Raw genomic sequence first — 12262 nt, 5'->3', positions numbered from 1 at the left:
CATGATTACTCACACGGCGCAACTTCCTCTTTTATTAATGGGGCCTATGGTGCGCCGTGCGGATAAAACCAGTGTATGCATTCAGTTTGCTACCTCTAAGCCTGCTAATTGCCGCATTGAACTGTTAAGTTATGAATGTTACAGCGATCAACACAGCGTTTCTCTCGGCGAGCATTTATACCTGCATTTCGTCATTATAAAGCCAATAAATCATAAGTTTCCTACTGACAGCTTATTAAGCTACGAACTTATAGTTGACGATACCCCAATTGATTTATCGCCATGGTGCTATAGCAATCAAGCAACACCTGCATTTGTAATTCCCAATAAACTCAGTGATATTTTGCACGGATCATGTCGTAATGCACATCACCCCGCAAAAGACAGTTTAGTTTCTGCAAGTCATTGGCAAAATACTCAGCGCGGTAATAACAACCAAGGTGCACAATTGCTATTACTGAGCGGTGATCAGGTTTATGCCGATGACGTAGCAGGGCCTATGTTATTAGCCATTCATCAGTTAATTGAAGCTTTAGGTATTTATAAAGAGCAACCACTTACAATTGAGCTATCGAACGATATAAATGAGCAGCTTTATAATCGCCATTTGTTCTTACCAAAAACACCTTGGCAAAAACGCTCAAAGTTAGGTGTTAGTTACTGGCTGAAAAAAGATGAACCTCACTTTTCAAGTGTAAAAGCCAACAATCATCTTATCCACTTTGAAGAATATATAGCACTTTATTTATTAAATTTTAGTGCTGCCGCTTGGCAATGTGTCGATATAAAAAACTCAACGTATGCAGGTCAAAACGCGCAAAAAAAGACTATTTTTAACGCCGAAAAATCAGCACTGATTGATTATACAAAAGGGTTGAGTGATGTAGAGCGGTTGTTTGCCAATGTATCTACATTAATGATATTTGACGATCATGATGTAACCGATGACTGGAACCTGACAGCTGGATGGGAGCAAGCGATTAATCAAAACCCTGTGAGTAAACGTATTGTAAGTAATGGTTTAATTAGTTATTGGTTGTTTCAAGGGATGGGGAATGATGCGCTCACTAAAACGGGTACATTAATCGCTGCGTTTAAGGACAGCTTAGCGAGCAGTAATACCTGGCAGTTTAAAGCATTTGATAAAACACTAACAGAATTTAGTCACTGGCATTATGAACTGACAACGGTTCCTAAAGTGGTGGTGCTCGACACTCGTACACATCGTTGGCGTAATGAGCAAAACTTTAATGAGCCCTCTGGTCTACTTGATTGGGAGCGACTTACTGATCTTGAGCAGAGCTTATTGAGCCATGATCAAGTTATTATTGTATCGCCCGCGCCAGTATTTGGCGTTAAATCGATTGAAGCTATTCAAGCGCTATTTAATATGTGCGGACAACCGCTCACGGTCGACGTAGAGAACTGGATGGCTCACGAAGGCTCGGCAAGAAAATTGCTCGATACTTTTAGAAGAGACGATACGCCAAACGAAACGCTAATTTTATCTGGTGATGTACATTACTCCTTTTGTTTTTCGGTGCAAAAACGTTTTGGCGATCATCCTAATAGAGTGTGGCAGCTGACTGCCAGTGGTATAAAGAATGAATTTCCGCGTAAATTAATAAATATACTCGATAAACTCGATTCAATTTTATATAGCCCGAAAAGTCCGCTGAATTTCTTTACTAAACGTTGGCATATGGAGGTTGATAAACACCAAACTAAAGGCGATGGGCAAAAGTATTTAGTGAGCGATTCAGCTATTAGCTTAATAACGCTAGAGCAAGGTAATTTGGCCCGCTATCAGCTTATTCATGGCGACGGTCACTTAACTGAGTTTGATTTAGCACAGCACTAGTCAGCTTGATTACGTCTTTTTTTTATAGTTTTAGGCGCGGGTAATTTATTAGTTAAAATGGCCAAGCATAAAATAGCCATAAACAGCATTGAATTAGCGCCAGCTTGCAGCGAATAGTCGACTAAAGAATGCAGTAGCATAGTAATAATAGCTACTGCACAGCCAAATGCCACTCCTTGATAAAGTGCGGTTTTACGTTGGCGCATGGTCACAATACAGAGCCATAAACAATAAAGTATCAACAAACCAAGCGCTAATGTTGCCGGGATACCTAGCTCCACAGCAAATTGTATATAATCGTTATGCGCATTATCGTAGTAGCCAGAAAAGGGTTCTGATTGATACGCAGGGAAAGCAGTATAAAAAGTACCCCCACCTGATCCCAGCAATGGTTTATCTAATATAAGCGGTATAGAGTCGCGTACCACTTCGTCACGTGTTTCTGAGTGTATACTGGTTTCGCTAATACGCTGTTTTACTTTTTCAACGTCAAATATTGCACCAATAATAATTAAATCGATAATAAAAAAGCTAATAATAAGGTGTTTAAACGCTTTGGGCTTTTGCCTATAAATAAATAAAGCCAATAAGCTAATAGCCATTAAAGCGATAAAAAATGCCGAGTTACCCATACGGGTGCGAGTTAATATTAAGGCAACAATAATAATAATTAATGACACGCGTAATACAATTTTAGAGCTTAACAATATGCCAGTCCAGTCACGTAATGTTTGTGCGAGTGATTGTGTATTGTCGTTAGCAGAGCGTTTTAACTCACTGATCAATACACCAATGCCTAAGCATAAGCACAGCGCTAAATAGTTGGCTAAAAAGTTAGAATAAGTAAAAGTACCAATAGCACGAATCGGTAATTTAGTAGGGGAGGATAAAGCACATATGTTATTTGTAACTAACCCTTGGCGCTTAACTGAGTCACTATTTTGTGATTAGTTTTAAATTAAATAGGTTAATCCCTATTATTGTTTTAGCGCTTATAACCTTGTTTATTGCCTATTACAGTATAAAAAGCATACGCGCCAATGCTTGGTATTTTAATGCTAGAAATACGCTGGAACAGCTGTCCTCTCCAATTAAGCGCTCAGAATTAAAGCAGGCCGAAAAAGCTATTACTTTAGCGGCTAAGTTTGAGCCAAGCCATCCTCATTATTGGCACTTGAATGCGTATATAAAAATATTATCAGTAAGTATTTTAAATCAGCCGACTGTAATTAATGCTCCTACACATCAGCATGCTTATAAACAAGCCGAACAAGCGCTTTTAAAGTCTATTGAATTAAGGCAAACATGGGCAGAAACTTGGATAGCATTGGCGCAAGTGGTGAGTTATCAAGATGGGCCCACAGAGCAGGTTTATGATTATATTCAACAAGCAAAAAAAGTAGGACCTTATAAGCTTGATGTACATTTAGGTATTATTCAAATAGCGTTGATTCATTGGTCGCAGCTAACTCCACAATACAAAGCTTTATATGTTAACGAATTGAAGTTAGCAGTTAAATATGGCTATAAATTCAATCAAGTATTTGATATTGCAAAACAAAGTAATAGCTTACCCATATTGTGTTTATCGTTACAATTTGGTGGCGATTTCGATTCTGTTCGCAAAAGTTATATATTTAAAAAACATTGTGGTAGTGGCAAATAAAAATGCCCAGAGTTATAAAAACTCTGGGCTATAAAATGGCTCTTAGTTGAGCCTTACGTTAACTGAAGACGCTTTCTTGATTATAGGGAGAAGAAGAAAGTACATATAAGTATAGCTAAAATCATTAAAACCGCACATTTATTATCCGAATTTAAGTACTTTTAACAACCCAATTATATTCAAAAATGTATACATGTTTTAATACTCACATTTTACATTAAACGCTGTTTAATTGCTTTGTGCCCATGTTATTAGCTGCGTATTTTGTACTAGATCGCGTGGGAGTGAGTTTTTAACTTTATTTTTTTGCCATTTCCCTAAGCCAATAGGGCAGCCACATAAAGTTAAAATAACCTCTCCCGTATTTTGGCTTACATCAGCTAAGCGAATATCCTTACCCTGAAAGTAGTCGTTAGCTTGAGTGTCGGTTAAAGGCAACACATTACTTTTACACTGCTTACCAAATGCGGTTGCAAACTCGTGGGCTAAACGCACGCCATTATTATGAATGGCACCAAGTTGAATGCCTAAACGGGCGTATTTAATTTTGTTTTGCACAGCTTCAAACTCCTGCGGAAATAACCACAGTTCTTTATCGCGCTGCATTAATATGCCAGGTAAGGTAGTTAAGCCAAATTGTTGCTTAAGGGTTTGCATAAAAGCAGCACTTTTTTTGCTCTCAAATTGCTGAAACGGAAATGCACCTTTTTTGACTTGTAGATTTGGGTTGTCGCAACTTGCTTGCTTTTTGAATTTGGCAATAAAAAAGCCTTCACTGTCAAACGTTTGCGGCCACACGTGTAAATAACCCTCTGTTGTGGTTGCTTCACTTGCACCAGGGAATAGATCACTTAAAGACTCCGGCTCTATACAGTCGCCAAATTCACTAAGTAAGAAGTCGCACACGTGTTGGTTTTCAAGTGGAGTAAGCGTACAGGTTGAATACACTAAGGTTCCACCGGGCTTTAAGGCGTAAAACGCACTTTTAATTAGATCTTTTTGTACTTGGGCAATTTCAATATTAGAGTCGATAGACCAATTTTTTAGTGCATCTGCATCTTTTCGTACTGTGCCTTCGCCAGAGCAGGGGGCATCGAGTAAAATGCTATCAAAGCACTCAAACATATAATTACCAAAAATTACCCCATCAAAATGCGATAACGCACAGTTACCTACTCCCATGCGTTTTAAAGTAGCGCTAAGTACTTTTAAGCGTGATGACGAAAGCTCATTTGCAACCAACACCCCTTGGTTATTCATTAGTGCAGCAAGCTGCGAAGTTTTAGAACCAGGTGCAGATGCCATATCAAGAACGTAATTAGTGTGCTCTATACTTTGTTTTAGTGCTATGGGGGGCAGCATGGAGCTTGCTTCTTGAACATACATAGCACCGCTAAGGTGAAGATCTGTATTGCCAAGTGCTAGGTTTTGCTCTTCTGCGGCAGGGCGCTCTAACCAAAAACCTTCCTCGCACCATGGAATAGGAGTGAGTAGCCAATTTTTTTGCTTAGCGTATTGCTTAAACTCAGTAACAGATATTTTTAAGGTATTAACACGAATAGATTTTCGTAGTGGCCGCCGGCAAGCATTAATAAAGTCGTCTATATCTAGGTGTGCAGGTAAATAGGTTTTTACATCATCGATAAAGTGCTCGGGGATAAAGGTATTTGCGTCCACGGTTTGGCCAGTCGTTATATTAAAGACAAATAATAACATTTCTTAAAGTGTGTTTCAGTGCTTAACAGGTAAAAAGTTAGTTTTTATTGGTGTCGACACTTAGCGGTGGTTTATCACTTTAGAGCAGGTAATTATTATACTTTAGGCTAATGATGTCGACAATGAGTGTGTTTTTTGAGCTTTTCATACTGTTTTAGGGTTGACACTTAGTGGTAGTGAGTTCATAGTGGCTTTATAAATTGTCGACAATCTAATAGTAACCTATGACGCAAAGCCTGTTAAATGAAACACCTATTACAACCGCATCAGATCAAGTGTTTGTAAATATGCGCCGAGAAATAGTAGAGGGCAGCATAGCACAAGGCAGTAAAATATCTGAGCCAGAACTGGCAAAGCGTTATGGAGTAAGCCGTGCAACGCTGCGTGAAGCGTTAAATCGTTTAGAAAGCTGTTATTTAGTTGAGCGTAAAGCCAACATAGGTTGCCGAGTTGTATCGTTAACAGCAGATCGCTTGATAGAAGTTTATCAAGTGCGCAGTGCCTTAGAGGGCTTGGCGTGTCGTCTTGCTGCCGACAATATGGCAGCCGATGAAGTCCAAGGTTTAAAGCAATTACTTAATCAGCATTTAAAAACGCAACGAGTAAAAGAAGGCGAGTCGTACTATCAAGAAGCAGGTGATTTAGATTTTCATTACCGCATTATTAAAGGCAGTAAAAATGCCCACTTGATTCATTTGCTATGCCACGACCTTTATCAATTAATAAGAATGTACCGCGTACAAATGGGTATGGTTGGTCCGCGGGTATCAAAAGCATTTGATGAGCACTTAGCTATTATTAATGCGATTGAAAACCACGATGGTGAATTAGCCGAAATGTTGATGAAGCGCCACATAAGTGCTTCACAAGCCAATATTCAAACTAAATTTGATTTACTTGCAGCGCAAACTAAAGCCAGTTAAATAAATCGTTTTAGTATTTAAAATATCAAAACTGCCCCAGAGCAGCCACCGTTCAAAGTTAGGAGAAACGAATGTCAGCAGGATCAAAGTTTAAACAGGCTATTGCCAATAATCACCCATTACAAATAGTGGGTACTATTAATGCGTACACAGCAATGATGGCTGAAAAAATGGGTCATCAGGCAATTTACTTATCGGGTGCTGGTGTTGCCAATGCTTCTTTTGGTATGCCTGATTTAGGTATGACTAGCCTTGATAACGTGCTTGAAGATATTCGCCGTATTACCGGTGCAAGCGACTTACCTTTATTAGTAGATGCAGATACAGGTTGGGGTGGTGCGTTTAATATTGCCCGTACAGTAAAAGAAATGACTAAAGCAGGCGCTGCCGGTTTCCATATTGAAGACCAAGTAGCGCAAAAGCGTTGTGGCCACCGCCCAAATAAAGAAATAGTTAGCCAAGGTGAAATGGTTGACCGTATTAAAGCTGCTGTAGATGCAAAAACCGATAGTGACTTTTACATTATGGCACGTACCGATGCGTTTCAAAAAGAAGGTTTAAATGCCGCTATTGAGCGCGCAGCAGCGTGTGTTGAAGCCGGTGCAGACGCCATTTTTGCAGAAGCCGTGCACGACCTTGCCGACTACCAAGCATTTACAAAAGCGATTAACGTTCCTGTATTGGCTAACATTACTGAGTTTGGTCAAACGCCTATTTATACTAAAGAGCAGTTAGGCGATGTAGGCGTTGAAATGGTGCTTTACCCATTAAGCGCATTTAGAGCGATGAACAAAGCAGCCTATAATGTATATAGCTCAATTTTAAATGAAGGTTCGCAACAAAGCCAAATTGAAAATATGCAAACCCGTGCTGAGCTTTATGATTTTTTAGATTATCACACCTATGAAAATACCCTAGATAACCTTTTTTCATCAACTAAATAATAATAACAATTTAAGGAGATAAATTATGAGTACTAAAGTATTAGCGGGTGCAGGTTTACGCGGACAAGTAGCAGGTCAAACTGCATTATGTACAGTAGGCCAAACAGGTTCAGGTTTAACTTATTGTGGTTACGATATTAGCGAGCTTGCTGAAAAAGCGCAGTTTGAAGAAGTATCGTTTTTATTATCTCGTGGCGAATTACCAACAACCGGTGAGCTTGCAGAATACAAAGCTAAACTAAAAAGCTTACGCGGCTTACCACAAGCACTTAAAACAGTGCTTGAGAACATTCCAAAAGACGCACACCCAATGGATGTGATGCGCACAGGTTGCTCTATGCTGGGTAACCTTGAAATGGAAAATGATTTTAGCGAAGCCAATGATGCGATTGACCGCATGGTTGCAGTATTTCCAAGTATTATTTGTTACTGGTATCGCTTTACGCATGATGGCGTACGCATTGAAACGCAAACAGATGATGACTCAGTTGGCGCGCATTTTTTAACCTTATTACACGATAAAGCCCCGTCTGAGCTATTTGCTCAAGTAATGAATGTGTCACTAATTTTATACGCAGAGCATGAATTTAATGCCTCAACCTTTACTGGTCGTGTGTGTGCATCAACGCTATCTGATATTCATTCATGTGTAACCGGTGCCATAGGTACGTTACGTGGGCCATTACATGGTGGTGCTAACGAAGCGGCAATGGATATGATTGAAAACTTCACCAGCGCAGATCAAGCAGAGCAAGAAATTATGGGCATGCTTGAGCGTAAAGATAAAATTATGGGCTTTGGCCACGCTATTTATCGCGAATCAGATCCACGTAACGTAATTATTAAAAAGTGGTCTGAAAAGCTCGCAGCAGAAGTAGGTGATGATGTACTTTATCCTGTGTCTGTTCGTTGTGAAGAAGTAATGTGGCGCGAGAAAAAGTTATTTTGTAATGCTGATTTCTTCCACGCATCGGCGTATCACTTTATGGATATTCCGACCAAATTATTTACGCCAATATTTGTAATGAGCCGCGTAACAGGTTGGACAGCACACGTTAAAGAGCAACGTGCAAATAACCGTATTATTCGTCCAAGTGCTGATTACACTGGGCCAGATGCACGTAGCTACACACCTATCGAATCACGTTAAAATTATTTGGTGGGCACGTAAAGTGCTCACCTTTTTTATTTGCTGCACACTATTTTAAGGCTCATCACTTTTCACTCTCTCCTTAAATAAGCTAGTAGTGCACAACCACCGTCACCAAATTAGCGAATATTTTAATGACTATAATAAATAATACTGAATATCGAAAACCCTTACCCAATTCAAACGTTGATTATTTTGATGCTCAAGCAGCTGTTGATGCGATTAAACCAGGTGCATATGCAACACTGCCTTATACATCACGTGTATTTGCCGAAAACTTAGTGCGCCGCTGCGATCCAGCAATGCTTACCGATGCACTAAACCAGTTGATTGAACGCAAACAAGATTTAGACTTTCCTTGGTATCCAGCGCGTGTAGTGTGTCACGATATTTTGGGTCAAACTGCACTGGTTGACTTAGCTGGACTGCGTGACGCGATTGCTGCTAAAGGTGGCGATCCGTCTAAAGTAAACCCAGTTGTACCTACGCAATTAATTGTTGATCACTCTTTGTCGGTAGAGCATGCAGGGTTTGATCCCGATGCATTTGAAAAAAACCGTGCTATAGAAGACAGACGTAACGATGACCGTTTCCATTTTATAAACTGGACCAAAACAGCGTTTAAAAATATTGATGTGATCCCGCCAGGTAACGGCATTATGCATCAAATTAACCTTGAAAAAATGTCGCCGGTAATTCAAAACCGCGATGGTATTGCCTTCCCAGATACCTTAGTAGGTACAGACAGCCATACTCCACACGTTGATGCACTGGGTGTTATTGCTGTGGGTGTAGGTGGCCTTGAAGCAGAAAGCGTAATGCTAGGGCGCGCTTCGTACATGCGCCTGCCAGACATTGTAGGGGTTGAGCTAACAGGTAAGCGCCAACCGGGTATTACCGCTACCGATATCGTACTGGCTATTACTGAATTTTTACGCTCGCAGCGTGTGGTATCAGCATACTTAGAATTTTACGGTGAAGGTGCCGATGCACTTACGCTGGGCGATCGTGCAACTATTTCAAATATGACGCCTGAATTTGGTGCCACAGCGGCGATGTTTTACATCGACGATATGACCATAGATTATTTGCGTTTAACGGGTCGTGAAGAAGAGCAAATTGCACTGGTAGAAAACTACGCTAAAACCACCGGCTTGTGGAGCGATAGCTTAAAAACAGCGCAGTACGATCGCGTGCTTAAGTTTGATTTATCAAGTGTGGGGCGCAACATTGCTGGGCCATCAAATCCACATCGCCGTGTATCTACAAGCGATTTAGCTAAAGAAGGTATTTCAGGCGTAGTTGAAAACGAAGCAGGCTTAATGCCAGATGGTGCGTGTATTATTGCCGCTATTACCAGCTGTACAAACACCAGTAACCCACGCAACGTGATTGCCGCGGCATTACTTGCGCGTAATGCTAACGCCAAGGGGTTAACGCGTAAACCTTGGGTAAAAACCTCATTAGCACCGGGCTCTAAAGCCGTGCAATCGTACCTAGAAGACGCTAACTTACTTACCGAACTTGAACAGCTAGGTTTTGGTATTGTTGGTTTTGCTTGTACTACGTGTAATGGCATGAGTGGCGCGCTTGACCCTGTAATTCAAAAAGAAGTGATTGATCGCGACTTATACGCCACCGCGGTACTGTCGGGTAACCGTAACTTTGACGGCCGTATTCATCCTTACGCCAAACAAGCGTTTTTAGCATCGCCGCCTTTGGTTGTTGCTTATGCAATTGCCGGTACGATTCGTTTTGATATTGAAAAAGATATACTTGGTAAAGATCAGCAAGGTAACGACGTTACCCTTAAAGATTTATGGCCGTCAGATGAAGAAATTGACGCAGTAGTTAAGCAAAGCGTTAAGCCAGAGCAATTTAGAAAAGTATACGAGCCCATGTTTAACTTAACCGTAGATTACGGTGAAGATAACGACCCGCTATACGAATGGCGTCCAGAAAGCACTTATATTCGCCGACCTCCTTATTGGGAAGGTGCATTAGCGGGCGAGCGTACCATGACAGGTATGCGTGCACTGGCAGTACTTGGCGATAACATTACAACCGATCACTTATCGCCTTCAAATGCGATAATGGCCAGCAGTGCCGCGGGTGAATACCTATTAAAAATGAACGTACCTGAGGAAGACTTTAACTCATACGCAACCCATAGGGGCGATCATTTAACAGCGCAGCGCGCTACGTTTGCTAACCCTAAATTGCTAAATGAAATGGTACTTGATGAAAGCGGCGAAATTAAGCAAGGTTCGTACGCGCGCATAGAACCAGAGGGAAAAAATACTCGCATGTGGGAAGCAATCGAAGCATACATGCAGCGTAAGCAACCACTTATTATTGTGGCTGGCGCAGATTATGGCCAAGGCTCGTCGCGCGATTGGGCGGCAAAAGGCGTAAGACTCGCGGGTGTTGAAGTAATTGCAGCTGAAGGGTTTGAGCGTATTCACCGTACTAACTTAGTGGGTATGGGTGTTTTACCGTTAGAGTTTAAAGCGGGAACAACTCGTAAAACACTCAAACTAGATGGCAGTGAAAGTTACGATGTAACGGGTGAACCAACCCCTGGTTGCACACTTAACTTGTCGATCACTAGTAAAAATGGCGAAGTACTAAACGTACCAATGAAATGTCGTATAGATACACAAGAAGAGCTGTCTATTTATGCTGCAGGTGGTGTATTACAACGCTTTGCACAAGACTTTTTAGAAGCTACAAAAACAGCATAAGGGCAGGGTTAATTATGTTTAAACCACAAATTAAAGTACCAGCCACATACATGCGTGGCGGTACTAGCAAAGGGGTGTTTTTTAACCTTAGTGACTTGCCAAAGCCTGCCCAAGTGGCAGGTGAGGCACGTAATAACTTATTACTGCGCGTTATTGGCAGCCCAGATCCGTACGGCAAACAAACCGATGGTATGGGCGGTGCTACATCTAGCACCAGTAAAACGGTTATTTTAAGTAAAAGTGAGCAAGCCGATCACGATGTTGACTATTTATTTGGCCAAGTGGCAATAGATAAAGCATTTGTTGATTTTAGCGGCAACTGCGGTAATTTAACCGCAGCTGTCGGTGCTTTTGCTATTAGTAATGACTTAGTTGATAAAAGCCGTGTACCCGATAATGGCGTTGCTGTTGTACGTGTGTGGCAAGCCAATATTAAAAAAAGCATTTTAGTGCATGTACCTATGACTAATGGCGAAGTACAAGAAACCGGTGACTTTGAGCTAGACGGCGTTACATTTGCAGCAGCTGAAGTAAAACTTGAATTTATTGACCCTGCAGATGGCGACGGGGCGTTATTCCCAACTGGCAATGTGGTTGATGACCTAGAAGTGCCGGGAGTCGGTACTTTAAAAGCGACGATGATCAACGCAGGCATTCCCACCATTTTTGTTAATGCAAGCGACATTGGTTATACCGGCACTGAATTGCAAGATGATATAAACGCAGATGCAGCAGCGCTTGAAAAGCTTGAAACCATTCGTGCCTATGGCGCAGTTAAAATGGGACTCATACAAAATATTGATGAGGCAGCAGCACGCCAACATACACCTAAAGTGGCATTTGTTGGTGCAGCACAAAATTACAAAGCGTCAAGCGGTAAGCAAATTAACGCCAGTGAAATTAACTTGTTAGTGCGTGCTATGTCTATGGGTAAATTACACCATGCAATGATGGGCACAGCAGCAGTAGCTATTGGTACCGCTGCGGCAATTGACGGTACGTTAGTTAATTTAGCCGCTGGTGGCGGGGCATTGAGTGAAGTTAACTTTGGTCACCCATCGGGCACCTTAAAAGTAGGCGCACACGCTACAAATACGGATGGTAACTGGCAAGTAACTAAAGCCAGTATGAGCCGCAGTGCACGGGTACTTATGGAAGGCGTGGTAAGAGTACCGCAATAAAGCATTGTTTTAATTACGATTAAGTTATTTATAATTTATGCATAAGTTGATGCGGTAATACTTTAGGGTATTACTCA

General features: G+C 41.2%; 8 protein-coding genes and 1 pseudogene. 7 read left to right on the top strand and 2 right to left on the bottom strand.

Annotated elements, in window-relative coordinates:
• Position 1: 1 nt before the first annotated feature.
• Positions 2-1861: an alkaline phosphatase D family protein gene (locus CIK86_RS07260; RefSeq protein ID WP_086994986.1), complete on the top strand. Its 1860-nt coding sequence runs from the start codon at positions 2-4 to the stop codon at positions 1859-1861.
• Here CIK86_RS07260 and CIK86_RS07255 read toward each other — a convergent pair.
• Positions 1858-2724, bottom strand: a pseudogene (locus CIK86_RS07255) (O-antigen ligase family protein); the annotation flags it as partial. The gene CIK86_RS07260 and the pseudogene CIK86_RS07255 overlap by 4 nt on opposite strands.
• Positions 2725-2804: 80 nt before the next feature.
• Here CIK86_RS07255 and CIK86_RS07250 point away from each other — a divergent pair.
• Positions 2805-3527, top strand: a complete 723-nt coding sequence (locus CIK86_RS07250) for a VpsP family polysaccharide biosynthesis protein (RefSeq protein WP_086994989.1) — start codon at positions 2805-2807, stop codon at positions 3525-3527.
• A gap of 228 nt (positions 3528-3755) precedes the next feature.
• Here the strand turns inward: CIK86_RS07250 and rsmF are convergent, their stop codons facing one another.
• Positions 3756-5204: a 16S rRNA (cytosine(1407)-C(5))-methyltransferase RsmF gene (gene rsmF, locus CIK86_RS07245; protein WP_086995018.1), complete on the bottom strand. Its 1449-nt coding sequence runs from the start codon at positions 5202-5204 to the stop codon at positions 3756-3758.
• Between the two features lie 263 nt (positions 5205-5467).
• On the opposite strand from rsmF, the gene CIK86_RS07240 reads away from it, so the two are divergent.
• From CIK86_RS07240 to prpF, 5 genes are all read left to right on the top strand, one after another.
• Positions 5468-6166, top strand: coding sequence for a GntR family transcriptional regulator (locus tag CIK86_RS07240; RefSeq protein ID WP_011328452.1), 699 nt, complete (start codon positions 5468-5470; stop codon positions 6164-6166).
• Positions 6167-6237: 71 nt separating this feature from the next.
• Positions 6238-7110: a methylisocitrate lyase gene (gene prpB, locus CIK86_RS07235; RefSeq protein WP_011328451.1), complete on the top strand. Its 873-nt coding sequence runs from the start codon at positions 6238-6240 to the stop codon at positions 7108-7110.
• Between the two features lie 25 nt (positions 7111-7135).
• Positions 7136-8260, top strand: a complete 1125-nt coding sequence (prpC, locus tag CIK86_RS07230; RefSeq protein ID WP_086994992.1) for a 2-methylcitrate synthase — start codon at positions 7136-7138, stop codon at positions 8258-8260.
• Positions 8261-8394: 134 nt separating this feature from the next.
• Positions 8395-11004 (top strand): Fe/S-dependent 2-methylisocitrate dehydratase AcnD, encoded by a 2610-nt coding sequence (gene acnD / locus CIK86_RS07225; protein ID WP_086994994.1) that lies wholly within the window; start codon positions 8395-8397, stop codon positions 11002-11004.
• Between the two features lie 14 nt (positions 11005-11018).
• Positions 11019-12185, top strand: a complete 1167-nt coding sequence (gene prpF, locus CIK86_RS07220) for a 2-methylaconitate cis-trans isomerase PrpF (protein WP_041454466.1) — start codon at positions 11019-11021, stop codon at positions 12183-12185.
• The last annotated feature ends 77 nt before the right edge of the window (positions 12186-12262 follow it).

The organism is Pseudoalteromonas sp. JB197, from assembly GCF_002332205.1.
In the GTDB taxonomy this organism is placed as follows: Bacteria; Pseudomonadota; Gammaproteobacteria; order Enterobacterales; family Alteromonadaceae; genus Pseudoalteromonas; species Pseudoalteromonas nigrifaciens.
Note: the sequence above shows the minus strand (reverse complement) of the source record. Positions and strands in the feature narration are given on the sequence as shown.